The 26,930-nt window shown below is 41.2% G+C and carries 24 protein-coding genes and 3 pseudogenes; 16 read left to right on the top strand and 11 right to left on the bottom strand.

Features of this window, described 5'->3' with window-relative positions; all coding sequences use genetic code 11:
* Both CDG79_RS44070 and CDG79_RS27975 read left to right on the top strand, forming a co-directional pair.
* A pseudogene (locus CDG79_RS44070) lies at nt 1–313 on the top strand (hypothetical protein); the annotation flags it as partial.
* A 244-nt stretch (nt 314–557) separates the two neighbouring features.
* Nucleotides 558–1,031 carry a DNA phosphorothioation-associated protein 4 gene (locus tag CDG79_RS27975; RefSeq protein WP_094345028.1) on the top strand — a complete coding sequence of 158 codons (474 nt, stop codon included), beginning with the start codon at nt 558–560 and terminating at the stop codon, nt 1,029–1,031.
* A gap of 12 nt (nt 1,032–1,043) precedes the next feature.
* Here CDG79_RS27975 and CDG79_RS27970 read toward each other — a convergent pair whose 3' ends face one another.
* A complete protein-coding gene (locus CDG79_RS27970) occupies nt 1,044–2,249 on the bottom strand; it encodes a DNA sulfur modification protein DndB (RefSeq protein ID WP_094345027.1) in 1,206 nt (401 codons plus the stop codon).
* A 103-nt stretch (nt 2,250–2,352) separates the two neighbouring features.
* Nucleotides 2,353–3,954: a DGQHR domain-containing protein gene (locus CDG79_RS27965; protein ID WP_094345026.1), complete on the bottom strand. Its 1,602-nt coding sequence runs from the start codon at nt 3,952–3,954 to the stop codon at nt 2,353–2,355.
* 172 nt (nt 3,955–4,126) lie between these two features.
* Between CDG79_RS27965 and dndC the strand changes: the two genes are divergently transcribed.
* The 9 genes from dndC to CDG79_RS27920 all read left to right on the top strand — a co-directional run bounded on the left by dndC (nt 4,127) and on the right by CDG79_RS27920 (nt 13,138).
* Complete coding sequence (gene dndC, locus CDG79_RS27960) at nt 4,127–5,743, top strand: DNA phosphorothioation system sulfurtransferase DndC (protein WP_094345025.1); 1,617 nt, start codon at nt 4,127–4,129, stop codon at nt 5,741–5,743.
* Between the two features lie 75 nt (nt 5,744–5,818).
* Nucleotides 5,819–6,439 (top strand): Uma2 family endonuclease, encoded by a 621-nt coding sequence (locus tag CDG79_RS27955; RefSeq protein ID WP_094345024.1) that lies wholly within the window; start codon nt 5,819–5,821, stop codon nt 6,437–6,439.
* A 193-nt stretch (nt 6,440–6,632) separates the two neighbouring features.
* Complete coding sequence (dndD, locus tag CDG79_RS27950; RefSeq protein WP_094345023.1) at nt 6,633–8,618, top strand: DNA sulfur modification protein DndD; 1,986 nt, start codon at nt 6,633–6,635, stop codon at nt 8,616–8,618.
* A 192-nt stretch (nt 8,619–8,810) separates the two neighbouring features.
* The gene (locus CDG79_RS27945) at nt 8,811–9,077 is read left to right on the top strand and encodes a hypothetical protein (protein WP_223278356.1); all 267 of its coding nucleotides are present in this window, start codon (nt 8,811–8,813) and stop codon (nt 9,075–9,077) included.
* Entirely contained in the window at nt 9,071–9,421 is a 351-nt protein-coding gene (locus CDG79_RS27940) for a type II toxin-antitoxin system PemK/MazF family toxin (protein WP_223278355.1), read from the top strand. Before CDG79_RS27945 ends, CDG79_RS27940 begins: the two co-directional genes overlap by 7 nt.
* Before the next feature lie 30 nt (nt 9,422–9,451).
* Nucleotides 9,452–9,838 (top strand): DNA sulfur modification protein DndE, encoded by a 387-nt coding sequence (gene dndE, locus CDG79_RS27935; RefSeq protein ID WP_094345020.1) that lies wholly within the window; start codon nt 9,452–9,454, stop codon nt 9,836–9,838.
* Nucleotides 9,839–9,889: 51 nt separating this feature from the next.
* Nucleotides 9,890–11,350 carry a DNA phosphorothioation-associated putative methyltransferase gene (locus CDG79_RS27930; RefSeq protein ID WP_094345019.1) on the top strand — a complete coding sequence of 487 codons (1,461 nt, stop codon included), beginning with the start codon at nt 9,890–9,892 and terminating at the stop codon, nt 11,348–11,350.
* Nucleotides 11,351–11,447: 97 nt separating this feature from the next.
* Complete coding sequence (locus CDG79_RS27925) at nt 11,448–12,749, top strand: AmpG family muropeptide MFS transporter (RefSeq protein WP_094345031.1); 1,302 nt, start codon at nt 11,448–11,450, stop codon at nt 12,747–12,749.
* Nucleotides 12,734–13,138, top strand: a complete 405-nt coding sequence (locus CDG79_RS27920) for an ABC transporter permease (protein ID WP_094345018.1) — start codon at nt 12,734–12,736, stop codon at nt 13,136–13,138. Before CDG79_RS27925 ends, CDG79_RS27920 begins: the two co-directional genes overlap by 16 nt.
* Nucleotides 13,139–13,203: 65 nt before the next feature.
* On the opposite strand, the gene CDG79_RS44980 is transcribed toward CDG79_RS27920, so the two are convergent.
* Entirely contained in the window at nt 13,204–13,335 is a 132-nt protein-coding gene (locus CDG79_RS44980; RefSeq protein ID WP_262985837.1) for a hypothetical protein, read from the bottom strand.
* An 87-nt stretch (nt 13,336–13,422) separates the two neighbouring features.
* Between CDG79_RS44980 and CDG79_RS27910 the strand changes: the two genes are divergently transcribed.
* From CDG79_RS27910 to CDG79_RS27900, 3 genes are all read left to right on the top strand, one after another.
* Nucleotides 13,423–13,611, top strand: coding sequence for a hypothetical protein (locus CDG79_RS27910; RefSeq protein ID WP_094345016.1), 189 nt, complete (start codon nt 13,423–13,425; stop codon nt 13,609–13,611).
* 108 nt (nt 13,612–13,719) lie between these two features.
* Nucleotides 13,720–14,289 carry a GNAT family N-acetyltransferase gene (locus CDG79_RS27905; protein ID WP_094345015.1) on the top strand — a complete coding sequence of 190 codons (570 nt, stop codon included), beginning with the start codon at nt 13,720–13,722 and terminating at the stop codon, nt 14,287–14,289.
* 167 nt (nt 14,290–14,456) lie between these two features.
* The gene (locus tag CDG79_RS27900; RefSeq protein ID WP_094345014.1) at nt 14,457–15,215 is read left to right on the top strand and encodes a HEAT repeat domain-containing protein; all 759 of its coding nucleotides are present in this window, start codon (nt 14,457–14,459) and stop codon (nt 15,213–15,215) included.
* Nucleotides 15,216–15,262: 47 nt separating this feature from the next.
* Here CDG79_RS27900 and CDG79_RS27895 read toward each other — a convergent pair whose 3' ends face one another.
* From CDG79_RS27895 to CDG79_RS27865, 7 genes and pseudogenes are all read right to left on the bottom strand, one after another.
* On the bottom strand, nt 15,263–15,667 hold the full coding sequence (locus CDG79_RS27895) for a phosphomannose isomerase type II C-terminal cupin domain (protein WP_094345013.1): 405 nt from the start codon (nt 15,665–15,667) through the stop codon (nt 15,263–15,265).
* Between the two features lie 115 nt (nt 15,668–15,782).
* Nucleotides 15,783–17,126: pseudogene (locus CDG79_RS27890) on the bottom strand (PQQ-dependent sugar dehydrogenase).
* 144 nt (nt 17,127–17,270) lie between these two features.
* Nucleotides 17,271–18,482 (bottom strand): EAL domain-containing response regulator, encoded by a 1,212-nt coding sequence (locus CDG79_RS27885; protein ID WP_094345012.1) that lies wholly within the window; start codon nt 18,480–18,482, stop codon nt 17,271–17,273.
* Nucleotides 18,483–18,573: 91 nt separating this feature from the next.
* The gene (locus CDG79_RS27880) at nt 18,574–19,122 is read right to left on the bottom strand and encodes a PAS domain S-box protein (RefSeq protein WP_094345011.1); all 549 of its coding nucleotides are present in this window, start codon (nt 19,120–19,122) and stop codon (nt 18,574–18,576) included.
* A 260-nt stretch (nt 19,123–19,382) separates the two neighbouring features.
* Nucleotides 19,383–22,184 carry a family 10 glycosylhydrolase gene (locus tag CDG79_RS27875; protein WP_094345010.1) on the bottom strand — a complete coding sequence of 934 codons (2,802 nt, stop codon included), beginning with the start codon at nt 22,182–22,184 and terminating at the stop codon, nt 19,383–19,385.
* 97 nt (nt 22,185–22,281) lie between these two features.
* A complete protein-coding gene (locus CDG79_RS27870) occupies nt 22,282–23,622 on the bottom strand; it encodes a TIGR03279 family radical SAM protein (protein WP_094345009.1) in 1,341 nt (446 codons plus the stop codon).
* Nucleotides 23,623–23,691: 69 nt separating this feature from the next.
* Entirely contained in the window at nt 23,692–24,516 is an 825-nt protein-coding gene (locus tag CDG79_RS27865) for an undecaprenyl-diphosphate phosphatase (protein WP_094345008.1), read from the bottom strand.
* A 411-nt stretch (nt 24,517–24,927) separates the two neighbouring features.
* Between CDG79_RS27865 and CDG79_RS27860 the strand changes: the two genes are divergently transcribed.
* Together CDG79_RS27860 and psbU are read left to right on the top strand one after the other, a co-directional pair.
* A complete protein-coding gene (locus CDG79_RS27860) occupies nt 24,928–25,707 on the top strand; it encodes a DUF3120 domain-containing protein (RefSeq protein ID WP_189525159.1) in 780 nt (259 codons plus the stop codon).
* A 592-nt stretch (nt 25,708–26,299) separates the two neighbouring features.
* Nucleotides 26,300–26,728, top strand: coding sequence for a photosystem II complex extrinsic protein PsbU (psbU, locus tag CDG79_RS27855; RefSeq protein ID WP_094331664.1), 429 nt, complete (start codon nt 26,300–26,302; stop codon nt 26,726–26,728).
* 76 nt (nt 26,729–26,804) lie between these two features.
* Here psbU and CDG79_RS41390 read toward each other — a convergent pair.
* Nucleotides 26,805–26,930: pseudogene (locus CDG79_RS41390) on the bottom strand (FAD-binding protein); the annotation flags it as partial.

The raw sequence follows: 26,930 nt of genomic DNA, 5'->3' as shown, positions 1-26,930 counted from the left end.
ATTTCTTTTACTGCTGCTTGTAACCGTTCTTTTTCTTCGGGGGTCATGCCTATGGTTTAAGTCAGTATTGTGTTCTCCCCATACTACACTCATGAATCAGTATTTCTGCAAAAATGGGATGCTCCCTATTCAGACTTTACAAGAATATGTCCTCATTGATGCTGAAAAAATCAGTTTAGATTGCTTTCGTATAAATGATAAAGGAATTTGGGAATTACATCCTTATGAAGAAGGGGATGAGGTTAATTTAACTAGCGTTGATTTTCGCTTTCCTATTTCTTTGGTTTATGAAGATGTTCTGTTTTTAATATAGGTTTTGGAGAAACGAACCGCAGAGGCGCAGAGAACGCGGAGACAAGAGAGGATGTAATCCTGAAGAACCGCAAGTTTATCACCGTCATGAGGTGGCTGAAGCTGAACTGGCAGTGCCAGGATGGACTATGTTGGTGGATAATTTGTTTAAGCGATCGCTCACATACTAGTATAAAATAATGCGCTAACAAGTGCGCTCGCTTTTGACTTTCGGTTAAAATAGCAACAATGTAGATATTAAAACAATGGCTGAAACTGGCAGAATCAGGGTTGCTAAAGATAAGGCTGAGTTGGTGAAAGATTTAACATCTTCAGATGGCGGAACAGGGCCTTTTAATACTTTTGCTGATGCGATTGTGTTTGCAGCAGCTTTGGGTGCAAAACATAAAAGGCGGGTGGCTTTGGGAGAGATTTCTAAAAGGGAACCATCGCCAATCAGGATAGAGTATTTTGCCTCAATGGGAAATGATATTTTAATAAAATTATTAGCAATTAATGAAACTAAAGACATCAAAACACTATCTCTTAATGAAGAAGAATATGAAAGACAACGCAACAGTATTTTTGAAGAATATGCTAACGGTGGACTAGAGATATTACAAAATGAGTTGCGTGGCTCAGTAGATTATTCAGAGCGAATTTTATTATTTCTCAGTTATGAGCGAACTAACACGGAGCAACAAGACGAGGAATTTGATCTCACCAAATTCCTCTCTTGAATTAGGGTATTTTCAATCAGAAGGGTTTTCTATCCAACCTAGTTTAGATTTTATTCTCTGGACTGCACCCGTTACTGCATTTGCACCAGTAGAGAGTTTATAACGCTTATCTGGATTTTTAGCGTTAGGGTCTATCCTAATTAGAGTATTCTCCCAAATTGGATTATCTCTTGTCCAACCTATCTGTGCAAGTTGGGAAACTTTCCCTTCATCAAAATAATTAGTGTCTTTATTGTAAGTGAAGTATAGTAATCGACCCAAAACTTCCAGCCCAACACTCACGCCTAGTAAACATTCATCCTTAAATTTTCTGATCTCAGCAACAGTCAAATCATCTGCATTTGTCTCAGCAATATATTTTGTGTTACTGCATTCAAAGAAAAATTTGTTGAGACAATTTGCTAGAGCATTAGATGAAATTTTTACATCATAGTCTTGAAGTTCAGAATCAGGATTTTTTGTAAAAACACAACTCACAGCCCTGGCTATGAAGTTATTTGTGTAAATAAATTTATCTTTTAGACGCGGAGCATCGTGAATTTTATCTGTTTTTTTATAAAATATGTGTACTTCTTCTACCAGCTTTTTAGTAATACCAACACGACCTTCAAATACCCCATATGACAACAGCAATGCTTGATCTAGTTTTCTCGTTTGAGCCATATCTCGAAAATCTTTTTTACACTGATTAAGGTCTTCTTCTAAAACCAGTGTAATTGGGAAATCATCATCACTAATTAAGTAACTGGCATCGCCTTCTATCAACTTCTGAATAGCGCTCTTACGATGTTGTCCGTCTGTAATGTCTAACTTAACTCCACGAGGAATGACAACTATACAAATACCCCTACCCAATTCGAGAATTGTTATTTTCTCTAGGGGTACATTTGCCGTCAGTGTTCCCAGAATCCAAGGTTTTTCTTTTTGGGCTTGCTCAATAATATAGTTTTTTATTTCCTCAGCATGACCTGGTACTTCTGGGCGTTGTTTACCTGAATCAGGATCATTTCCATGAGCGGGTTTTATTACCAAAAGAGCGGGAAAGTCCCTAGCAGGTATATTGATTTGCAACATTTTCCGCTTTCCCTGGCGAAAAATCAGCCCTGGATAGCAGGAATCTCGATAATGGTCTTCAAATAACGGTGCAATCAAGGTACTAAACTTAGCTTTTATCTCTGGCGAAACACTATTGTTACTATCCTCGTTTGTTTGAGCCATATAAATATTTATACCAATTGGTAGATGTTAGCAAACATGATATGCAACCCTTATGGACTGTAGCATCGGTAAAAACCACACTGAAAATCCATACTTAACTTTGCTAGCTCAGAATATTTGGAAGTCCTACAGCTTTCGGTTCAACAAACTCGCCATCAAAACCTATAGTTTTATCTTCCATAGTCCTAGCATCTGCCAAAGACTTACGAAGTTCAGCACGTTCCATCTGTTCCTGAATTCCACCCAGGATATAAACCACTAACTTCGCAGCCAAATCTCGCCCAGCAACCTGCACCCGCTTTTTATTTGGGTCATACAAAATCCCATACCAGAGAGATTGGGGATATTCCATACCACTAAAACCACCTTGCTGGTCAAACTTCCGCAGTTTCTTAAAAATATCTGCCAGAGAAAAACCTTTTTTAAAAACCAAAATTCCGATAGCTTGCGCTAATGCAACTTGAGCAACTGGACGGAAAAGCATGTTTCCTTCACCTCCATCTTTCTCAAAGCTGAAGCGCCGTAAAGCTGGTGTATCCTCGTGTTCTAAAATTTTATAACTAGAAAGACTAGCCAAAGAATCAAATAGCTTTTTAAATTCCTCAATTCCCTGCTCAATTTCTTCATCCTCTGGACGCATAGGAATTAAACCTTTCTCCAAGGGTTTCCAGTGGGGGAACTTTTGAGCCAAATATCGCTCAGACATATCTTGAAGAGCTTGCAAAGTAGTCAAAACTGTAGAATTGGAGGCTACTGTTGCACTATTCCAATTAACACGAGGATTGCGATCTTGTCGTTGTTCTAATAGTGGATGTGTAACTGCAATTTTTCTAGCAACGATCGCAAAACCATCATCTTCATTCAACTGTGTTAGCTGACCTTTAGTCAACGGTGCAGCCATCAGATTAACATGAACAAAAATCGATCTTACCCTCCGCCTCGCCTGGGTGCGAGTTTCCCCAGCCGCTACCGCACAGATGAACTCAATACCAATTTTTTCCTTGGGTAAATTTTGCAAGTAAGCAAGGTCTACTTGGTACTTTTCTATCAAATCATTGACTGTAATAAAACTGTCATCAGCACCTTTATCTTTTTTATAGCGCTGGAGTTTGCGAGTTTTAATTAACTCCATCAATCCCTGTACACCCATTAATCGGTGTTGACCATCTAGCGCATAAATAGTCACATCATCCTCAGAAATATTTAGCAGACCTACTTTAGCGTCTTTATCAAGGGGGATGAAATCTGTAGTAGACTTGGTGGCGCGTCCTTCACTATCCCACTCAGCAGCTTTGGGATTATCTACCCACGGTTGATTAATTACTACTAGCACTGGCGGAAATTTGTGATTTTGTCGAGCCGCTAAATACTGGACTAGCGGTGCTTGACGTGACCAATCAAGGGGACGCTGCTGAATTTCATCAATACTATCCGCGTCAATCTCGACATTATCAGTATCAGAATTATACTTTTTTTGAAACAGAGGTAGGCCAGAGGCGAAGTGAACCCGACCTGCAAACCATTCCAAGGTAACAGAGCTAACATAAGCCTCAGTACCACCCATCTCGGTTTTTTGAACGAGAATCTGATCTTTTCTTCCTAAAAACTTCTCTAGGAGTAAAGCTAGTACCTGTTTTTCCTTGTCTTCCCGTTCCAGGTATTCTCTAGCAATGTCAGCAGTCGGGTCAGATGCACTATCTTTCATGTTAAATTTTAAAAACAGAATAGGATTATGTAGTTTAATTATCCAAAAATTTGGATATTAGTAGTAAAGTTTTTAAAAACTATTTTTCAACCTATGCAGGTGGTTTGTGTCTGTATAGCCGATAATTCTATTCACCGGGATATTACACCAGTGTTTCCAGAGATAAGGAGAAATGACTACAGCACAACAAGCAGAAAATAAAGGTCAGCAAACACGTACTGTAGCAGAGTTAGTGGACTATATCCAAGTTCTCACCACTGAAATTCAAGAATTGTATTGTTTAGATGAAATTCCTTGGGTGGTGGGCTATTCGGGCGGTAAAGATAGTACTGCTACCTTACAGCTTATCTGGAATGCGATCGCAGCACTCCCACCTGAAAAGCGAACTAAAACAATATACGTTATTACTACAGACACGTTGGTAGAGAATCCTATCGTTGCTGCTTGGGTACGCAGTTCTCTAAAACAGATGAAATCTGAAGCCCAAGCACAAGGATTACCATTTGAACCCCATTTGCTACAGCCAGACTTTAAAGAGACATTTTGGGTAGGTTTGATTGGTAAAGGTTATCCAGCACCCAGAGGAAAATTTCGCTGGTGTACAGAACGCCTCAAAATTAATCCCTCTAACCGCTTTATTCGTGATGTGATCCGAGCGAGTGGAGAAGCGATCGTTGTGTTGGGTACTCGCAAAGCTGAAAGCACAAAACGCGCTAGCCGAATGAAAAAATTGGAAGCTCAACGGGTACGCGATCGCCTCAGTCCTAATATGAACTTGCCAAATTCTTTGGTTTATAGCCCAATTGAAGACTGGGAAAATGATGAAGTCTGGATTTACTTAATGCAGTGGGAAAACCCTTGGGGGTACAGCAATAAAGATTTATTCACCATGTATCGAGGTGCTTCTGCTGATAATGAATGTCCTTTAGTTGTTGATACATCTACCCCTAGTTGTGGTAGCTCGCGTTTTGGTTGCTGGGTTTGTACGCTGGTTAGTCAAGATAAATCACTCGCGGCGATGATCCAAAATGACGAAGAGAAAGAGTGGATGCAACCTCTACTTGATTTCCGTAAAGAATTGGACGCTGAAGAAACCCGTGATAAAAGAGATTTCCGACGTAGAAATGGCGGTGTGCAACTTTATGAACGTAACTTAGAAGATGGCATATCTATTGAACCTATTCCTGGCCCATTTATTAAAGAAGCGCGGGAGGATTGGCTAAGACAACTGCTTACAGTCCAAAAAGAAATTCGCCAAACAGCACCAGAAAATATGCGCGACATCACCCTAATTACTCTAGAAGAAATGAGCGAAATTCGCCGCATTTGGCTAGAAGAAAGACACGAATTTGATGATAGCTTACCCCGGATTTATCAAGAAGTGACTGGCGAAGAATTTCAAGACCCCCGTCCTGGTGCTGACTATAGCCTACTAGGCCGTGATGAATGGATAGTATTAGAAGAAATCTGTGAAGGTGACGCGATGCACTTGGAACTTATGGCAAAATTGTTAGACACAGAACGCCAGTATCGCAAAAAGACTCGTCGCGTGGTGATATATGAAACCCTAGAAAAATGTTTTAATACGAGTTCCCGTTCTCCAGAAGATGCGATTAAAAATGCTCGTTTGAAACGCGAATTAAGCGAAGCAGTTAGTCAAGGTGATGTTGCAAAAGTCAAACAGATGACTTTGGGCGATGTTGCAGCAATCAATGAGGTAGATGAAGGTGAAAGTGATGAACAAGTAACTTGGGCAAGTATGAAATTTAAAAAGAAAAACTCAGAATAATAGAAGACGGGAGTCAACCAAACTACTTAAAGAACGCTTGACAAAGTTGGGTTATCTTAAAACAAGCGAGGTTCTATGATTCAAGCCATACACAAATTAGTAACTTTTGAAGATTTTGCAGCTTGGCGGCCTGAGGGTGGGAGATATGAATTACATGATGGCGTGATTGTTGAAATGGCACAACCAGTGGGAGATCATGAGGATGTTGTTGGTTTTTTGGCGCTAAATATATCTATCGAAATTGGGCGACAAAAACTTCCTTACTTCATTCCAAAAACTGTATTAGTCAAGCCAGTTGAAGGTGAATCAGCTTATTCCCCAGACATCTTAATAATCAATCGACCAAATTTAGTGAATGAGCCTTTATGGAAAAAAGAATCAACTGTATCTCAAGCTACATCTATTCCATTATTTATTGAAGTTGTTAGTACTAATTGGCGAGATGATTACTACAAAAAATTAGCTGATTATGAAGGTATAGGTATTCCCGAATATTGGATTATAGATTACGCGGCTATAGGTGCTAGGAAGTTTATTGGCAATCCTAAACTGCCTACTATATCCATTTATCAATTAATTGATGGTGAGTACCAAGTTACTCAATTTAAAGGCGATACCCATATTGTCTCGCCTACTTTCCCAGAATTGAATTTAACCGCCGAACAGATTTTTCAAGCTGGAGGTGTGCAAATATAGCCACACTTACCAACACCGAGACAGATACAATCGCATTTCTTAACAGTTAGTGATGGTATTATCTATATTTCATAGACAATATTTTTTATCAATGCGTCAGACAAAACCATCTAATTAATTTTATCTGATTCCTTTCATCACAAACTTTCTGCTTCTGCGATCGCTGTCGAACTCATGTTAATCTTAAAAATCAATGATATTTCTTGAACTCGTATTACAAAACTTTGGCCCTTACAGTGGCAAACAGGTAATCAATCTTAACCCAAAAATTGATGAGGAAAACTCACACCCAATCATCCTATTAGGTGGTATGAATGGCGGCGGAAAAACTACGCTTATGGATGCTATTCGTCTCGCCCTTTATGGCCCCCGCGCCCAATGTTCTACCCGTGGTAATTTAAGTTATAGTGATTTTCTCAATCAATGCGTTAACAACAAAATAGATCCAGTTGCAGACACCCGGATTGAATTGCTTTTTGAACATATTGAAAATGATAAGCCAATAAAATACCGTGTTGTGCGTAGCTGGACAAAAAATCCTAAAGACGGGAAAGATACGCTAGGTATTTTAGGCGACAGTGATACCTGGCCTGATGCTTTAGTTAATATCTGGGATGAATATATAGAAAATCTCCTGCCATTAGGGATTTCCAACTTATTTCTCTTTGATGGTGAACAAGTTAAAGAACTTGCAGAACAAGAAACACCACCACCAGTTGTAGTAGATGCAATTCGTGGACTTTTAGGTTTAGAATTGGCAGACCGTTTAGCAGTTGATTTAGATATATTAGTTAACCGTAAACTTAAAGAAGTTGGTAATAGCAAGGATTTAGCAAACCTAGAGGAAATTGAAACTAGGTTAACCCAACAGCAAGAAGATTATCAAACAACAGAAGAGAAAGTAGAAATTCTCAAAAATCAGGTAGAAGAGTTAGAACAAAAGCAGCAAGAAGCCTTTGATAAATTCATTTCTGAAGGCGGGAAGATTGCAGCAGAACGCAATCAACTAGAATTACAACAGGATACAAAAACTGCGGAAATTGAACAAGTACGTCAGTCGATGTGTGAATTAGCGGCTGATGTTTTACCTCTGGCATTAATTCCTAATTTACTTAATCAGGCGCAAATACAGGGAGAAAAGGAATTTCGCCATCAACAGGTACAAATTTCTAAAGATTTGTTACTTGAACGAGATCAGCGCTTACTAACTTGGCTAAATCAAGTTGAAATTTCTCCGATAGAAGTTGAAAAAATCCAATCATTTTTAATCCAAGATGTAGATAGTTTATATGCAAAAACTATCCAGATAGAAGCACCTTGGCTATTAGCCGATGATGAAACTTTAAGTCAGCTAGATAATCTCATATATCACTTACAAAATTCTAAACTTTCTGCGAAAGAGAAATTAGCTATTCTCAAAAATAAGGAAGAAGAAATTCATACTCTAGAAAGGCAAGTGCAAACAGCAGCAGCACCAGAAGATTATACAAAGCTGCGTCAAGCACTAGAAACGGCACAAAATCAAGTTGTTGAAGCTAAAGCAAATTACGAAACAATCCGCCGCCGTTTAGCTGAATTAGAAACTATTATTGCCAAGTCAAAGAGAGAATTAAGTGATTATACTGTAGAAAATATTAAACATAAAAATAGCGAGCATATTATTACCTCTGCGGCTAAAGTTCAAAATACACTCAAGATTTTTCGTGAAAAATTAACTCTGCGAAAACTGAATAAATTAGAGGAGGAAGTTAAAAATTGCTTCCTTTATCTCCTCCATAAATCAGACTTGGTGCATCGCATCACCATTGATACTAAGACTTTTAGCCTTTTGCTTTACGATTTAAATGGTAAACCTGTGCCTAAACATCGTTTATCAGCAGGTGAAAAACAACTACTTGCGATCGCATTCCTCTGGGGTTTAGCCAAAGTCTCCGGCCACCGCCTACCAGTAGCAATCGATACGCCACTAGGTAGACTAGACTCATCTCACCGCAGTAACTTAGTTGAACGTTACTTTCCATCTGCCAGCCACCAAGTGATTTTGTTATCTACGGATACTGAGATTGGAAAGAAAGAAGTCGAAACACTGCGAGAAAACGAAGCGATCGCTCGTGAATACCTCCTTAAATACGACTCTTCTACCCGTCAAACAACTATCCAACCAGGATATTTTTGGTAGTAAGCTGATGTGCATCTAAATTGTATAGTACGAAAACGTAAAATTATTGTAGTGCGGGCATCTTGTCCGCATCGCATATACAAATTAAATACGCAACAGCTTAGATATTATTAAAAAATTGGCGGAGCGCGATTTTTCCAACTCTAGATATTTACAATATATATATATTGGGCTTTGAAAAGTAGATAAGCAATGATGAACTTACCACATTTACTAAAAATTGAGCGTGACCTACGTGCTTTGTCATTAGAAGAACTAGAATGGGTTTTAGAACTTATCACAAGTCAAGTGCAAGAAAAGAAGCAAATATCAGATAGCTTTACTGATGTTAAATATATGAATGAACAACTAGCTGCAATGGCTAGTGATTTAGATATACAGTCAGAAATCGCCTCTATAAATAATGAATTTAGTGTTACAGAAATGGATGGGTTAAAAAAAGGTTTAACAAAGTGGTGAGCATTGAGAGAGGACAAATTTATTTTATAAATCTTAATCCAGTGCGGGGACGAGAACAAGCAGGAACACGACCAGTTTTAGTGTTATCTATAGACGCTATCAACCAATTACCTTTGGTTGTAACTGTAGTTGTAGGTACGAAAGGAACAAATATTAGGCACGATTATCCAAACAATATACGAGTATCTCCTAGTGACAGTGGATTGCGACTAGAAACAGTATTTTTATGTTTTCAAATTCGCTCTTTAGATCCAAATCGCTTTCCTGATGACCCATCTGGCAAAATTTCGGACTCCAAAATGCTTGAAGTTGAAACTGCGGTTCGCTACTGTTTGGGTTTATAAACGAAAACTACCTCAATTTTTAGGAAGATAATGGAATCACCCATTGAAAGAATAAAACTCTCCCAAACAGCCAAAGATCAACTTACCAAACTTAAACGCAGCACCAAAATTGACCAATGGAATATCTTATGTCGTTGGGCGTTTTGTCGTTCCCTCGCAGAATCAACCACACCCTCCCCCGTCCCAATTCCCCAAGATAGCAACGTCGAAATGAGTTGGCGCGTCTTTGGCGGCGAAATGTCCGACATTCTCCTCCTCGCCCTCAAACAACGCTGTCACAATGACGGTTATCCCACCGACAAAGAAACCCTCGCTACCCAATTTCGCCTGCATTTGCATCGCGGTATTGGCTACTTAGCAGGCGATCCAAATATCAAGAAAATTGAAGATTTAATTGAACTAGCGGTTAAAAATTGAAAGGATATTAGTTGACTGTTAACTGTTCACTGTTAACTGACAAATAATATTATGCCTGAAGCGCTAGAAATTGAGCGTCATAGAGCTGCGATCGCTCGCACTGACATATCTCGCCCTGTACGATTGGCCATAGAATGGGCAATCCTGAATCCAGATACCACCTTTTTTGATTACGGTTGCGGCTATGGTGGTGATGTCCAGCGAGTAGCAAACTTAGGTTACACCAGCGCAGGTTGGGATCCTTACTACCATCCCGATGTTCCACGCACCGCCGCCGATGTGGTCAACTTAGGTTATGTCCTCAACGTTATCGAAGATCCAGAAGAACGCCGTCAGAGCCTTCGCCAAGCTTGGGAACTCACCGGCAAAGTTTTAATTGTCGCGGCTCAAATATTAATTAACGCACCCAGCAAAACCCAACTTGCTTACAATGATGGCATTGTGACGCGCCGCAATACTTTTCAGAAATATTACGAACAGCAAGAACTCAAAACTTATATTGATGAAGTCCTAAATGTCGATGCAGTACCGATCGCGCTAGGGGTTTATTTTGTTTTTCGAGATGAAGCTGAAAAAGAAAGTTACAAAGCTATCCGCTTCTTTTCTACCACTTCTACACCGCGAGTCCGTATCCCCACTAAGCGGTTTGAAGATTATCAAGAACAGCTACAACCTCTAATGGCTTTCTTTACCAAGCGCGGTAGACTACCTGTGAAAGGCGAATTGGAAAATGAACAGGAATTACTGAGCGAATTTGGTAACTTCCGCCGCACCTTTGGTGTAATTTTACAAGCTACTGATGAGGCTGAATGGGATGCGATCGCTTATCGTCGTTCTCTGGATATCCAAGTTTATCTTGCCCTCACCCACTTTGATAAACGCCCTGCATGGCAAAAGCTAGCCCCAGAAATGCGTCACGATATCAAAGCTTTTTTTAGTAGCTACGAGGAAGCGTGCCTTGTAGCCGACCAAAAACTTTTCAGCTTAGGTAAACCTGGGGTGATTCAAACTGCTTGCGAAAAAAGCAAAATTGGTAAACATACACGTGGTGCGCTTTACGTCCATGTTTCGGCATTAGCTGCACTCGATCCTTTGCTACGAATTTGTGAAGGTTGTGCTAGCCGAACCATTGGGCGTGTAGATGGAGCCACATTGATCAAATATCACACTGATAAGCCGCAAATATCCTATCTGTTTTACCCTGATTTCGACACCGATCCCCATCCGGCGTTAAAAGCCAGTATAGGTATTGACTTAAAAACCCTCTTCATCACTCACCGAGACTACGAAACTAGGGCAAATCCGCCAGTTTTGCACCGAAAGGAAACATTTGTTACCAGCGACTACCCACGTTACCAAGAATTTGCTAAACTCACCCAACAAGAACAGGAATTAGGATTGCTCAAGGATAAAAGCGATATCGGTACGCGTGAAGGTTGGGAAAAATGCCTTGTTGCACACGGGGTAGAAATCAGAGGGCATCAGGTTTATTCAATTAAGGAAATTAAATAGAGAAAATATTAGCAGATTTGTGTGCTTATACGAAATTAGACAGCAGCTATGGCAAGATAACTGCAATTCAATTAGACAACAAGGAATCTTCAATATTGTGCAAGTAAATAAATCGCTGCTACGAATTTTTGGCAGCCCGAAGATGGGAGCTTTGTTATTTCTTGGTTTCTCATCAGGGTTGCCGTTGTATTTAACCAGTCAGACATTACAAGCCTGGTTGACCAAAGAAGGAATCAGCTTGGCAGCGATCGCCGCTTTTAGTTTAGTTAAGCTACCATATTCTTTAAAATTTCTCTGGTCGCCTTTACTAGATAGATTTGTACCGCCTTTTTTGGGGCGGCGTAGAGGTTGGCTGGTAATTATACAAGTAGCATTACTGTTAAGTATAGCTGCGATGGCTTTACAAAACCCATCCCAAGGGCTACAACCTTTTATAATTGCTGCTGTAGCTGTTGCTTTTTTTAGCGCCAGCCAAGACATTTTAGTTGATGCTTACCGCACTGATGTAGTGGAAGTGGAAGAAAGAGGTGCTGGGGCATCTATTTACTTGTTGGGTTATCGCATTGCCATTCTAGTAACCGGTTACGTCACCCTATTTTTGGCAGACAGAATGCCTTGGCAAGCTGTTTACTTGTTAATGTCGCTGTTGATGCTTGTAGGCGTGGTAAGTTCTATTTTTGCACCAGAACCAGTCCTGCGCGATCGCCCGCCTCAGACTTTATCCGCCGCCGTCAAATTACCCTTCATTGAATTTTTCCAGCGTCATGGCTGGCTACAAGGACTTTTAATCTTGATATTCATTGTGATCTACAAGCTGGGAGATTCTTTACTAAAGAATGTATCCACCCCATTTTTGTTAGATAAAGGTTTACATTTCACTCAAACCGATATCGCATTTCCTGGCGCATTGGGAATTTTCGCCACTATTGTTGGTACCTTGGCAGCAGGAGCAATAATGACCAAAATTGGTGTTAATCGCTCACTCTGGATATTTGCTATACTCCAAGCTGTCGGTAACTTGGCTTTTTTTGCCCTAGCAGTAGTCGGTAAAAATTTCTATCTGATGTTAGCTGCCGTTAATATAGAACAATTCTGTGCTGGTCTAGAAACTGCTGCTTTTGTAGCATTTTTGATGAGTCTTTGTAACCAAAGCTTTTCAGCTACACAGTACGCCTTACTTTCCAGTTTACAAGCTTTTAGTAGAGATATTGTCACGGCTCCAGCAGGTACATGGGCACAAGCCACTGGTTGGTCTACATTCTTTCTACTGACAGCAATAGCAGCTTTGCCAGGATTACTATTATTGCCATTTTTTGCCCCTTGGAATCCCAAGCCAGTGGTAGTATTATCCAGACCAGGACTTGACGACGAAGAAGAGGATATATGGGGAATCAAGTAGTTATTGCTGTCGGCACATTTATTCTCTTACTGACTGGTTTATTACTTGGGTATGTTCTCTCGCAGTTAGTTTTGGGATATCTAGCATTTAATCTCCTAACTTTTTTCGGAACACTCAGCCTAATTTTAATTTTTGGTACACTTTATTACGTTTTATTTTGGCAGTTACGAAGAGATCAGTCTCGACCATCAACTATAAATCAAGAGATACCAAACCAGGTAGACGATGGTGTATCTGATAGCTATCTCAAAAATAGGCTAATTGCTAAGTTATCTGGTGACACTGCCGTTGCCGAAAGGTTAATTGAACAGGCAAAGGAAACTTATCCTGGAATGCCGGAAAATTGGTATTGCGAAAGAGTGCTTGATGACTTAGAACGCAGCCAATAGTACTAGGGGAGTAGGCAGTAGGGAGTAGGGAGTAGGGGGAGATGAGGAAGACAAGGGGGAATTATTTAACAAGTTTCTTCCCCAATTCCCAATTCCCAATTCCCAATTCCCAATTCCCAATTCCCAATTCCCAATTCCCAATTCCCAATTCCCAATTCCCAATTCCCAATTCCCAATTCCCAATTCCCAATTCCCATATACAGAAAATTGCTAAAATAAAGAATACTTCACAAATCTTCAGCTAAATTCTCATAAAAGTTCCTAGCTCTCTTTGCAATTAAAATATGGCTATTTTTCGTCAATACATCGCCCCACTGCTTGCAGTTTTGGTATTTATCTTTGCCCTAGTCGCAGTCAGCGCCCGTATCTTTTTACCATCCGATATGGCAGCACCTGCACCAATTGAAGAGGTAGGGATAAGTTCTCAACCCACTCCTGCTAATTTGCCACCAGCAGCACATACTAATTCGTAATGACGCTCCTGCGTCGCTACCGCTACGCTAACGTAATTCGTAATTGGTATAACTCACCTAGCTAAGAAACAAACGTCAGAAGTGTCTGAGCAACTACTACCAGGGTATATGATTCGCCGTGGTTCGACATTGGAGCGATCGCTGCTGCTTAAATTCATGCACCGAACTTACCAGGATCTCTTTCCCAATGAGGATTTTTCTCACCTAGAGCAAACAGTTAAGCAATACTTTTCTAGCGATACGCCTTTGTGGTGGGTAGAAGAAGAGGGGGAGCAGGGGGAGATGAGGGAGATGAGGGAGATGAGGGAGACAAGGGAGACAAGGGGACAAGGGGACAAGGAGAATAACTATACTCAATTCCCAATTCTCAATTCCCAATTCCCAATTCCCAATTCCCAATCCCCCATCGCCTGCCTTTGGGTGGGTAATGCCATAGATCAAGTGCAGGGTAATCGCCATGCTCATATCTTTATCCTCTACGTTGTACCAGAACATCGGCGGCGAGGTATTGGTACAGCCTTGATGCGATATGTGGAAAATTGGGCAATTCAAAGAGGCGATCGCCAGATCGGATTACAAGTGTTTCAATCAAACAAACCCGCATTAAATCTTTACAATCAGTTAGGTTATCAAACCCAATCCCTGTGGATGGTAAAATTCCTGAGTGCAGAAAAATAAACTAGAGAACAGCCGTAACATACTTTAGTGTTTGAGTATATAACGGTTCTCGTTTGGATAAAATTCAACGAGGGGAAAAGAAAGTGTATAATTACGCAATTTATAAAGTTTTAACTTATTGGCACGGGGATTATGTATTAATCCCTTTTCGAGATTGAAATGAAATTATGTATGACGAAGACGATCTAAGCCTACTCGATATTGAGGAGGAGCTAGAAAGCCCCCTAGATAAAATAGAGCCGCTAACTGCCGATTCAGTTGTGGCGAAGCCCGATCCGGAAGTGATGCTAGCCCTCCTGGAAAATCCCCAGCCCCAGCAAAGAATGTTAGCGGCGCGTGCTTTTTGTGATATAGAAGATGCGCGTGCTACCCCCCATCTGATTCGCCTCTTAACTGATATCTGTCCCTTAGTCAGGGTGAGCGCATCTTATGCCCTTGGACGCAATCCCAGTTCAGAAGCAGTGACTCCATTAATTGCTCAACTAAACAGTGATTGGAATGGCTATGTGCGTAAAGGCGTTGTTTGGGCTTTAGGAAACTGTCGCGATCGCCGTTCTTTACCGCCCCTAGCAGATGCCTTAAGAACAGACATTTCCGCAGTGCGTTTGTGGGCTGCTAGCTCCTTAGCACAGATGGCAGAAGTTGGTTATGAAGCAGTTATCGGGGCAATACCACCATTAATTGAAGCCTTAGTCAAAGATCCTGTGGCAGCAGTACGGAGTAACAGTGCTTGGGCAATTGGTCAACTGTGCCGCGAACTACCTTCTAATGTAGTTTACGCCACAGCGATTGATGCTTTAATTCAAGCCTTTGCCGAGGATCAAGATTTGGGAGTCCGGGAAGACGCGAAAGCTTCACTCTTAGGAGTGGGCGATCCCCGTGGCTTACAGCTAATTGAAACCCTGGAACAAGAAGGTTGGTTTTGATTTGGGTATGGGGCATTAACAACAGACGCGATTAATCGCGTCTCTCACTAACCTTCAGCTACAGCTTTGACCAAATTTAAGTCATAAGGACGTTCAGTATCATCCTCGCCCAAATATTCCCCATTTTGAATTTCCAGAATAACTAGCGGGATATGTCCAGGATTTTCTACCTTATGTAGGGTTGCTGCGGGGACATAAGTTGACTCATTTCGATTCAGTAATATTTCCGCATCGCCACAAGTTACCTTGGCTACACCGGAGACTACAACCCAATGTTCATTGCGGTGATAATGAATTTGTGGTTTAATTCCGTGCCTGGGCTTGATTTCAACACGGCTAATTCTATAAGTATCTCCCTCCTCGATCACCTCCACCTCACCCCAGTATCGTGTGCCTGAATGTGGAGGCAATTCGTTGATATTTGACTGAGTATTATTTTCATTGGGAGTCATAATCAATTTCTCAACCAGATAAGTATTAGTATTTTTCTGTAATTTACCGTAAAGGGGATAAACCTGGGTATGGAGATACAGTCATAACTGCTCTAACTTTACTCTAGGGAATTATTCATCCCCCCGTATACTGAATCCGATAAATCCGATTATTGGCTTCTTCTGTTAGTAATAAACTACCATCTGGCAACACGAGTAAACCTACAGGTCGTCCCCAAGTAGTTGGTACAGAAGGATTTAGCAAAAAGCCTGTGATAAAGTCTTCGTAATAGCCAAGCGATCGCCCCTTAGCATCGAAGGGAACAAATACAATTTTATAACCAGTACCGCGATCGCGATTCCAAGAACCGCGAAAAGCAGCAAAAGCACCGTTGCGGTATTTTTCTGGAAATGTCTTACCATCATAAAACTGTAAACCCAATGCTGCTGAATGCGCTTGGAACAGCACATCTGGGGTTTGGGTGCGGGCTGCTAATTCGGGGCGTTTACTTTTGCCATCGGTTTTTTGACGCGGATCGAGGTTGTTTGGTGTCAGATAGGCATAAGGCCAGCCGTAAAATGCCCCCTGTTTAACCCGTGTCAGATAGTCTGGAACCAAGTCATCACCGATTCCATCGCGTTCGTTAATAGTGGCGTAAAGTTCTTTAGTTACAGGATGAAAGTCCAAACCAACAGGATTACGCAAGCCGGAAGCGAAAGTTTGCTGTTGAGAACCATCTAAATTCATTACCTGTATCGAAGCGCGTGGTAGGGGTTATTCATCCACATTGGTTCCCGATCCCACTGAGACATATAATTTATTGCGATCGGGTGAGACAACAACATTGCGCGTCCAATGGTTGTTATAACCTTGAGAAGGCAAATCGGCGATTTTTTCCCCTTTACCCGTAATCTTATTTTGACCTTGAGTATAGGGAAAACGCACCACAGCATCTGTATTTCCTAGAAAAAAGGAATTATCTGCAAAAGCCATACCGAAGGGTCTATTGAGTCCGTTGTCCCCACTAGCAAAGGTTTCTCGAATGTCGGCTACGCCGTCACGGTTGCTGTCACGTAATAGACGAATACGATTTTGCCCGGTTTCAGTAACCAGAACATCGCCACTGGGGGTTAAAGCTAGCCAGCGCGGGGCATCTAAACCTTCGGCAAAAACATTAACTGTAAAACCTCGTGGTACGCGTAGCACCGGATCTTGCGGAATCGGCACAACTTCAGGCCGCTTGGAAGCACTTTCTGTTGCGAAGGGTGCTGGTAAATTCTTGAGGTTTATCCGAATCGGCGTAGGTGAGAGTGCTTCAGTTAGGACAATATTTTTTGGCTGTGTAGGATTCTGTGTCAGTTGGGCAGAAGGTACAGATTTTTGTGGTGTGGGATTATCTGAGGAAGCGCGAGTTTGGTTGCAGGCTGCGGCCAAAGTCAGTAAAAAAACTGGTAGCAAGAAACGCGCAAAGACTTTCATGACGGTAAACACCATGAGACAATTTTTCTACTTTAGACTTAAGACTTAATCATTGTCGCCAGTCTAAAGTCCAATTTTTCTTGCTTAGTCAACCTATCAGAGGATTGGGAATTGAAAAGTAAATTATTTCCCAATTCCCAATCTTCACACATATAAGCATTTCTTAGTCAATAAAAAATTTTCAAATTCTGCTGGTGGTAATGGACGACTAAATAGAAAACCTTGCATAGAATTACAGTTGTGTTGGCGCAAAAAAGCTAGTTCTGCTTCCGTCTCTACACCTTCAGCAATTACATTTAAATTGAGATTATGAGCCATCTGAATTAATGCTTTAGTAATGGCTGATTTTTGTGGGTCTTTTGCAACATTATGAATAAAATAACGGTCGATTTTTAATGTATTGATTGGTAAGTTTTTCAGATATATCAAAGAAGAGTAGCCTGTCCCAAAATCATCAATGGCAATTTTTATACCCAAAGATTGCAGTTTGCTCATAGTAGCGATCGCACTATTTACATCTTGCATAATCATGCTTTCAGTTAGTTCTAGCTCTAAGTCATCTGGTTCCAAATTATTGATCCCTATAAAGTTGACTATTTTATGAATAAAATCTGGTTGATTAAATTCGATGACTGATAGATTTACAGCAACAATCAAGGAATTAATTCCGATATCACGCCAGCTTTTTAATTGTTTACATACACTTTTTAATACCCATTTACCAATTGGAACAATTAAACCCGTAGACTCTGCTAACGGAATAAATTCTGTTGGGTAAATCATCCCCAATTCTGGACTTTGCCAGCGCAATAAACTTTCAGCAGCTACTATTTTCCCAGAAGTAATATCAAGTATTGGTTGATAATAGATTTCAAACTCTTGAAAATTATGTTGTTTGATAGCCCGGTGTAAGCTAATTTCTAACAACTGCATTTTGGGAGACAAATTGTTAATTGCAGTCTGAGGAGATAAATACCTTTTTAAAGTAGCGTGCTTTTCTAACCTGTTCATGATAGCACTTAATAACTCAGCCCGAGTGAATGGCTTAGTTATATAGTCATCAGCACCCATATCCATACCTAGACGGAAGTCAGATTTGGCAGATTTGGCAGTGAGAAAAATGAAGGGAATTGTTGCCGTTGAAGGATCTTGGCGTAACGCTGTTAGCACGCCATAGCCGTCAACTTCTGGCATCATCATATCGCAGAGAATTAAATCAGGAACTTCGCAGATAGCTAAATGTACACCGATTCTGCCATTTGCCGCAGCAATAGTTTCAAAGTCCTCAGCTTCTAGCAAATCTAAAAGATTTTCACGGACTGCTTCCTCATCTTCTATTATTAAAATTTTGGGCATATTTTACCTCAATTTATATTTGATTATTTGATAACATAATGACAATAAAATTTATACCAAATCCCGGTATAATTGTGACAAATATTTTACCTTAGTACATATCCAAACATTTTTTGACAATTGCCATTCCTAATCCAGTGCCTAGTATACGCTCGACATTACTGCTGTGATGAAAAGATTGCAATACCGAATGGAGATGGCTAGACCAAAAGCCAGGATCTTCAAGTGTTTCCCGCGCTTTATAAGCCGTAAGAGTGACAATATTTTCGCTTATAAATCTACTACGAAAATCTCCTGAACTCTTACAGGTGTAAATTACTGTAGGGCTGGAGGAGAGTAAATATTGCAGATATTGAAGGCTTTCAAGTCGCGTCCACCATATTTCCCAATTTGAAAACCCAACTACATGTTGTGGTTGTAGCCCGCTCAACTTGAGTGCTGTTTGGTTTACTTTTAGCACAATGCCTTTTTCTATCAGCAATCCGATAAACTGGAAAGTTCCGTTGAAGATGCCGTGAAATCGTATTTCACTCTCACGCAATCCTACTTTTGCTACACGGGAGGTACTATCCACACAAACTCCAATGAGGCGAGCCAATTTGTCGTGTCTGTCAGTACTATAGCGCGTGGTAGTAAGCATTTGTACTTGAGTAACTGGATCTCAACGAGAATTTGATATGCTATAGGAATCCGATTTGATTTTTGAAATACACGTAAGGTGTGTTATGCGTAAGCCGTAACGCACCTGACTCCAAAGCTTTTGGTGTGTTACGCTGACCCTAACACACCCCACATATACTTAGATTTTTTAATAAATCAAATCGGATTCCTATAGAAGGAAGAAACTTGTTTAATAATTCTCCCTTGTCCGCCTGCTCCTTCTGCTGCCTTGCATCTTCATTAGGGATGCAACTGCACCCGTCGTTCGCCGTAACGCAATAGCCTTTCTATAGTTACAAGCCGATTTTCCCAAACTTTGACTTGATAGGAATTCGACTTAATTTCTTGACTCATCAATACCCGAAATTGAGACTGGAAACGAGTTAGAGAGGCTTTCGCCACTAGCAAGTTACTAGCAGAAGGGGAAGCAGCAAGCTGATTTAAAGCACTGCGTAAAACTTCTGCCTGGTTGTTAAAATCTGATATTGTCTGGGCGGGTCTTTCTAGTGGGTCATTTTGGAAAACAAATTTCCATTCCCGTTGCAGCGCGGTGTAACGGATGGCGGCAGTTTGAAAAGGTTGGCGGTGAGGAATCGGTTCACTTGTTTTGGATTGAACTCTACCTTGGGTGCTAATAAAAAGCTTTTGTAGATCGTTATTAAAATTCTCTGCGGCAAAGAGTGCATAACCACTCACTGGCAAGTCCCTTACCAACTGGAGTTGATCGAATGCCCCAATTGTTGGTAAAGAAAGTAAGCGAATTCCCGGCACTAACAATGTAGCTCCCAATTGTTTCGAGGCGATCCAGGGTTGGGCTAGTCGCTGAAAGCGCGAAGTATCCAGAGCATAAGTCATAGGAACAATTAAATCTACGTCTCCCCGCCTTGCCCAAGTTTCCCAGTTTTGTTGAATTTTCTGAATCCGCTCTTGTTGTGGCAGCGGAAATACTGCAACCGACAAAATCAAATTCGGTCGTTTTTGTCGCAACTGCTCTGAAACTTTGGCAACAAAGCTATCAACTTGCTCGGTGCGAAATGTTGTCCACTTTTGCCACAAGTCTGGTTGACTGGGGGAAATATCGATCGGATCTATGCCAGTAAGTTGCTGAAACTGCGCTCTTGCAGCTTTGCCATAGCCATAAGTTCGACCTGCTGATGGGTCTTGAAAAGGGTAGCGAATGTAGTCTAACTGTAGACCATCCACATCATAGCGAGTAACGATTTCCTCGTACAGCTTGAGTAAGTATTGCCGCACTTCGGGGTTGGCTGGATCAAAGAATGGCTTAGTCTGACCAACGGGAATCATGTTGCCAAGATTATCGTAGTTTGCCCAATCGGGATGAGCCGCCAGTACTGGCCCTGGATAATTTGGACTAGCGTTGATAATCTCATTGTGCCGTTGATTGCCAGCAGCAAAAGTCCAAACCCAAGCGTGTAATTCCATGTCGCGCTCATGGGCTAATTTCACCGCATCTTCTAGTGGGTTCCATCCATGAATTAATGGGTTTTGCTCTTTTGCAACTTGGCTGGGATAAATAGTATAGCCAGCATTAACAGTTTCAAAGAAAACAGTATTAATTCCAGTTTGGGCTAGGCGATCGAAAATCTGGGCTAGTCCCGCTTTGCTACCAGCACGAACAATCGTCCCCCTATCTAACCAAACTGCCCGAATTTCTGGTTGAGCCAACCTCCGATCGACAGGAAACTGCTGCCACAAAATTGTCTTTGCTACCAGCCACTGCTGACGAGCCAGAGCGTAGTTTTTTTGGGCAATCAATTGGGGTAAGTTGTTGGCAATTACTCTTACCTGTGCCAGGGCTTGGTCTTTATTTCTGACTAGCCCACCTAATTTAGTTGAGGCCAATTGCGTTGGCTGCACATTAACAGGTTGGGGAGTGTAGGTATGCAGATGTCTAGCAGACTGCTTTTTCTCAGATATCCCAACGCTTTCATTTGCCACATCGGCTGACACTGCTAAATTAGCGCTTTCTACCCGACCAATTAGATTTTCTAGCTCTTGCTGGAGGGCGATCGCTTCATTGTTATCAATCGGCTGATTGGAGTTCGGCGTAACATCCAGACGTACCGCTTGTTCTAACTGATCGATAGCCTCGGAATTGGGGGGTTTGACTATAGTCAGCGCTCTCGGTATGGGAGCAGTCGCACTTTTAGGAGGAGGAGATGGTGGAGATGAGGGAGGAGATGAACTGCCCCTCTGCATCTCTGCCCCTCTGCCCCCTTGCTCCCTTGGCGCAACTGCTACCGTTGTAGAGCAGTTTGAGGAGCCTCCTGTTACTTTTTTCATCCGACTTGATGGTGGTGGCGCTGTCAAATAATGATTGAGAGCAGCTTTTAACCAGGCATTATCTAATTCTGCTGCTGAGGCTGTATCTGTTCCCCAGCGCCAGCCAAAAAAGGTGGAACGCTCAGTTGTTACTACTGCGGCTGGATTATCTTTGGAATTCCAAACAGCAGCAGATTCAGCGCCCATATCATTTGGAATCACAACGCCGCCGCGTATTTTGCCAAAGAGTTCAGTTTGATTTGCCCATTCTGGGGTATTAGTTTTTATGGGTTTAATCTGTTCTGTATCACTAAGGCTGAATCCCCAATAACCTCCCAAGAGCGATCGCAATAACTGCCGCACTCCTGCCGATGACAAACTACCCAAGGGGCCACTAGCAATCAAGCGCCCTCCCTTACTCATCCATTCTTCGAGAGCGATCGCTTGGGTTGGCGTTAATGTCTCGACATTTGGCAAAAATAATACCCGGCGATCGCCCCAATCTGCCCCACTCTTGACATCATTTAGGGGAATTACACAATATTTAACCCCTATTGTCTGCAAGCGGTCAGTTATCCCTGTCCATTGATTCGCATTTTCTGGGCTATGCACTACGCTCAATACAGGTTCTTCAGTCGCCGCCGTCACTGGCAAAATACTAAAACTATTTAAAATTAAAAAGTTAAAACTTAAAATGAAGAATCCGGCTTTTTTTATTTGTGAATTTGCCTTTTTATGATACTCTTTCCGATTCTTCACTACTGACTCCTCAGTGGATTAATTATTAGGCATTACTTCTTATTTATCATCCAGCATAACAATAAATTACCTCCGAAAAACAACTGATCTTTTATAACTAAACCTGAGCATAATTAAAAATACAGTTTTTGATTAAATCTTCCACTCCTGCTAATGGGAAAATTTTTGTATTTAGTCTACTAGCTAATTCTTCAATCCTCATATCATCTAAAAATACTAATTCCCCATTTTTTAACATGACATTGGGTAGCAAAATCCCATCACCTAAATCTTCACCTTCCAAATTTAAAAGCAAATCATGACCAGTTAGCAATCCGGTTACACTGATAGTTTGTCCCCAATAATCACTACATAAAGCACGCATATTTACTTCTAAACCTTCAACAGAATTTAAGCGTTTCAAAATAGGTTGAAATGCTTTTTCTACGGCGTTGCCCACGACCCAAGTTAATTTTCTTTGAGGATATACTTTTGGCGGAAGTAATTCTGCTGCAACGGTGGCAAATTGCTTGATAAATAATTGAATCGAACCAACTCCGTTATCAATTTGGGGGTATTCTTCATATTCTGATTCGCTGGGTAATTCCTTACCTGCAATCAAAAACCACTCATCAGCTAACCAAACAACGCTAGAACCGAATTGTTGGCAAAATTGCCGTGAGAGGATTTGCACCTGGGAAATGACTTCTTGAGCTTTTTCCCTAGTTACAGGTATGAGTTCGTCTTCTGGAGGTCGAAACCTTGTCAACCCAACTGGTACAACTGCCACTGATGCCACCGCAGGCAGTTCACCAGTATGAAAAGACGCTAAATCTTTGAGAGTTTGTTCCAGGTGTTTGCCATCATTTATACCAGGACAAACAACAACTTGAGCATGAATTTGTAGTCGCCTTTTTTGAAACCACTTCAATTGTTGTAAAATTTGCCCCGCACGCGGATTTTTTAGCAGTCTAATTCTCACATCTGCTTCTGTAGCATGAACAGAAACATACAATGGAGACAAACGCATTTGCTCAATTCGCTGCCATTCTTTTTCTGGCAAATTGGTCAGGGTAAGATAAGAACCGTACAAAAAGCTCAGACGATAGTCGTCGTCTTTCAAGTACAAGCTGGTGCGCTTACCTGGTGGCTGTTGGTCGATAAAACAAAATGGACAGCGATTATTACACTGAATTAAGCCGTCAAATAGGGCAGTTTCAAATTCTAGTCCCAAGTCTTGGTCGTAATCTTTTTCGATTTCCAGGCTATGAGTTTTACCAGCAGCATCTAAAACTTCTAGTTCCAAAACTTCATCAGCACACAGAAACTGATAATCAATTAAATCGCGGGGATGTGTACCATTGATTGCAACGATCGCATCCCCAGCCTCAAAGCCAATCTCGGCGGCTATTGAGTCGGGAAGAACTTTGGTAATTCGGGCGGGATGAATGGTAGTCATGGGAATTAGGAATTGGGAATTGAGAATTTGTCATTTGCTTTAAACAAATGACAAATGACTATTATGAAATTATCCTTTCCAACCTGCTGCGATCGCAGCTAAGATAGTGATGCCAAATGCTAATCTATACCATACAAAAATTAAAGTGTTTTTGGTTTTTAAGTATTCGAGCAAAAATGCAATTGATAGGTAGGAAAAAATAAAGGTTGAAATAATCCCTACAATTAATAGTCCAACAATATTATCGGGTAGTTGGTGAGCTTGAAATAATTTGAAGATTTTCAAACTTTTATAGAGCGTAGCAATGGTAAGAGTTGGAAACCCTAACAAGAATGAGAATTTCGCTGCTGTATCGCGTTCTAATCCTAAAAATAAGGCAGTTGTCAACGTCGAGCCAGAACGGGAAACTCCCGGAATTAAGGCAAGTGTTTGTCCCAATCCAACTAAAATACCATCCCGAATCTGCAATGAATCAAAATTTCGCTTGCGAGTACCAATTCTTTCTGCCAAAGCTAATACAAGCGCCATGATGATTGACATGATGGCAATAATTAATGCACTCTCTGGTAGAACGTCTTTTAAAAGAAAGCCGAAAATTAAGGCAGGCAAAGTTCCTACTACAATCCCCACTAGAATTTTCCATTCTTCACGTTGCCAATCTTTCTGTTTTAGTGCTTCGATTCCACCTTTGACAATACTAGAAATCAGCGACCAGAAATACCCTACAATTGCGATCACACTGCCAAATTGAATGGCATCGACAAAATCTTTAGAACCTAGTTCTTTCCAACCAAATACCTTTGTAAAAATCAGAAGATGTGCAGTGCTACTGATTGGCAAAAACTCTGTAATCCCTTGAACGATACCCAAAATAAAAGCTTGGATAAACTCCATTGCAATTAATACCTTTTTCCTGTTCTAGACATCATTATGAACATTGTCTAGATGATGATGTTGCTTTATATACTTTCTACTGCACCTAATCTTATCGAAAATCCGATTTTACCGATCAATAACATCATCTAAGACGCTGACCATGTTCTTACACCCACTTCGATAAGTCAACGAAATTTTAGCAGTTCATCAAACTTTAATATTTAACGGACTAATATCGTTCGCTTTTTAACTGTTAAATTTTACCCTTCATCTCTCTGTAGTCCTCTCTCTACAAGAAACTACAGAGCGGTTTTGTCTGGTTTGCACCAGCACTCCGGGAAATTTCAGTATAATTACAATGCCCCTGGGGTGGATTTTAAAGTGTGATATCTTAAATAAGATAAAGTTTAGTAACAAATATTAAAAACTTTGATTAATAATACACTGTCCTCCTACACTGCTTCTACCCCTTCTATTGATACTGAGTTCAATTTGGCTGATACTGGGCACCAAGGGATCGGGCAATTGGAATCTACACTTTCCTTTTCTGCCTCTCTCCCTTTATCTATTTCTGCTAGACAAAGTTGGTTAGTGTTTGCGGCGGCGGTGTTTTTGGTATCAGTGCCAGTATTTGTAGAAGCGCCAATAGTGCGATCGCTACCAACTCTGAGTTTAGCGTTGACAGCATTTTGGCTGTGGCTAAGTTTTTCCTTAATGTCGCGTTCTGCAACTTATGTCTGGGGGGATTTGCTCTTAGGATTTAGCTGGAGTTGGTTAGCAGGGGCGATTTACTGGGGCTGGTTACGTTGGGAACCTTTATGGCATCTACCAGTAGAATCTATAGGTTTACCCTTTGCTTGCTGGTGTCTGGCGAAGAATTGGGGCAAGGTGGGTAGCTGGTTTTATTTAGGTTCTTTACTCGGTACAGTTTTAACAGATGTATATTTTTATCTAGCAGACTTGATGCCCTATTGGCGGCAAATTATGAGAGTAGATGCAGATGGCGCACCACAAATATTACAAAATGCCCTGATGCAAGTACAAACCCCTTGGGGACAAAGTTGGGCAATAATTCTCGCCTTAGTGCTTTCAACAGTCGGGATTTTAGCTTTAGGTCGAAATCAAAGACACTGGTATGCCTTTGGTGGAGCAGTTTTAAGCACAATTTTGGTAGACAGCCTATTTTTGTTAGCTGCGATCGCAGCGTGAAGGAGGCACAAGGCACAAGGTTGCAACGATGGTCTTCTCTCACTGAAACTTTTTCCAGTCAGTCTACGGCACATCAAGAATGATGGTGTAGATAATTAATTAGTTAAGAAATATTACACAATACTCCATCACCCTCAAGTCCTCTTGCTAGGGTCATCGATATTAGACATCACACGGTTTTGTGTCTGCTTGGAAGGTAAAATCAGCCACCCCGAAAAGATTTTGGAGCGTAGGGAATACTACCGGGATCGTTGATAGAAGCCTATTACAGCTATACATGCACTCTGACGACGATAAAAGTTTTTGCCAAAAATAAAGTCAAACCCAGCAACGGTAAATATTGTGGATATTAATACGCTGTATATTAGTTTCTGATGACTGCTGTGTTAATTAAGCTATCAGGTTTTGTCCAAAGTCCAATTGTCCTTTGTCCTGTGTCCTCTGTCCTCTAAGGTAGACGCATTAGCGGCTACTCTGCGATTCTCTCCAACCGAGTACCCGCAGGGTATGACCAATGACTAATGACCAATGACTAATGACAGCTTTTAGCTTAAAACTTTTATTTCTGTTTGATGGAAAGAGGTAGAAAATCGTGAAAGGATTGGCGCGTTTATTAACAGTGTTTAGTTTGTTACTTAGTTGCTGGGGATTGTTGGGAACAACTCAGATAGCCCAAGCTGCTAGTTTCAACAGTTTTGCTTTTCCTCAAGTCCCAATTCTGGCAATTGAGCGGCAGAATCGGGCAGATAAAAAGCTAGGAACGGAATTTGGTAAGAAAATCGATTTGAATAATACCAACGTCCGAGCTTTTCAACAGTATCCAGGGCTTTATCCCACCCTGGCTAAGAAAATCATCACAAATGCTCCCTACAAAAATGTAGAGGATGTATTGGATCTTCCAGGATTGAGCGATCGCCAAAAACAAACCTTGCAAGCCAACTTGGATAAGTTTACCGTGACAGAACTAGAACCTGCCTTCAACGAAGGAGACGATCGCTTTAACAACGGCATCTACAGATAACTGACTTGCAGTTAATGTAGCAAATAGCAGCCCACTCCTAATTCTAGGGAGTGGGATTATTCTATTAAAAATGAATGGGATGAAATTGGACAAATTCCAAATCGCGGAGGATGACCCCAGCCCGATATGCGATCGCCACTCCATCACCCGTACTCACCGCCGGGTTAGTGGTTTGGGCAAATACCTGACCGCCGCCGCCAGT

This window comes from Nostoc sp. 'Peltigera membranacea cyanobiont' 232, assembly GCF_002245985.1.
In the GTDB taxonomy this organism is placed as follows: domain Bacteria; phylum Cyanobacteriota; class Cyanobacteriia; order Cyanobacteriales; family Nostocaceae; genus Nostoc.
The sequence above is the reverse complement of the archived record's forward strand: the minus strand, read 5'-3'. Positions and strand labels throughout refer to the sequence as shown.

Coding starts and splice junctions, on each gene's coding strand:
- CDG79_RS27975 (WP_094345028.1), top strand. CDS start 558: ATGGCTGAAACTGGCAGAATCAGGGTTGCTAAAGATAAGGCTGAGTTG.
- CDG79_RS27970 (WP_094345027.1), bottom strand. CDS start 2,249: ATGGCTCAAACAAACGAGGATAGTAACAATAGTGTTTCGCCAGAGATA.
- CDG79_RS27965 (WP_094345026.1), bottom strand. CDS start 3,954: ATGAAAGATAGTGCATCTGACCCGACTGCTGACATTGCTAGAGAATAC.
- dndC (WP_094345025.1), top strand. CDS start 4,127: ATGACTACAGCACAACAAGCAGAAAATAAAGGTCAGCAAACACGTACT.
- CDG79_RS27955 (WP_094345024.1), top strand. CDS start 5,819: ATGATTCAAGCCATACACAAATTAGTAACTTTTGAAGATTTTGCAGCT.
- dndD (WP_094345023.1), top strand. CDS start 6,633: ATGATATTTCTTGAACTCGTATTACAAAACTTTGGCCCTTACAGTGGC.
- CDG79_RS27945 (WP_223278356.1), top strand. CDS start 8,811: ATGATGAACTTACCACATTTACTAAAAATTGAGCGTGACCTACGTGCT.
- dndE (WP_094345020.1), top strand. CDS start 9,452: ATGGAATCACCCATTGAAAGAATAAAACTCTCCCAAACAGCCAAAGAT.
- CDG79_RS27930 (WP_094345019.1), top strand. CDS start 9,890: ATGCCTGAAGCGCTAGAAATTGAGCGTCATAGAGCTGCGATCGCTCGC.
- CDG79_RS27920 (WP_094345018.1), top strand. CDS start 12,734: ATGGGGAATCAAGTAGTTATTGCTGTCGGCACATTTATTCTCTTACTG.
- CDG79_RS44980 (WP_262985837.1), bottom strand. CDS start 13,335: ATGGGAATTGGGAATTGGGAATTGGGAATTGGGAATTGGGAATTGGGA.
- CDG79_RS27910 (WP_094345016.1), top strand. CDS start 13,423: ATGGCTATTTTTCGTCAATACATCGCCCCACTGCTTGCAGTTTTGGTA.
- CDG79_RS27905 (WP_094345015.1), top strand. CDS start 13,720: ATGATTCGCCGTGGTTCGACATTGGAGCGATCGCTGCTGCTTAAATTC.
- CDG79_RS27900 (WP_094345014.1), top strand. CDS start 14,457: ATGTATGACGAAGACGATCTAAGCCTACTCGATATTGAGGAGGAGCTA.
- CDG79_RS27895 (WP_094345013.1), bottom strand. CDS start 15,667: ATGACTCCCAATGAAAATAATACTCAGTCAAATATCAACGAATTGCCT.
- CDG79_RS27885 (WP_094345012.1), bottom strand. CDS start 18,482: ATGCCCAAAATTTTAATAATAGAAGATGAGGAAGCAGTCCGTGAAAAT.
- CDG79_RS27880 (WP_094345011.1), bottom strand. CDS start 19,122: ATGCTTACTACCACGCGCTATAGTACTGACAGACACGACAAATTGGCT.
- CDG79_RS27870 (WP_094345009.1), bottom strand. CDS start 23,622: ATGACTACCATTCATCCCGCCCGAATTACCAAAGTTCTTCCCGACTCA.
- CDG79_RS27865 (WP_094345008.1), bottom strand. CDS start 24,516: ATGGAGTTTATCCAAGCTTTTATTTTGGGTATCGTTCAAGGGATTACA.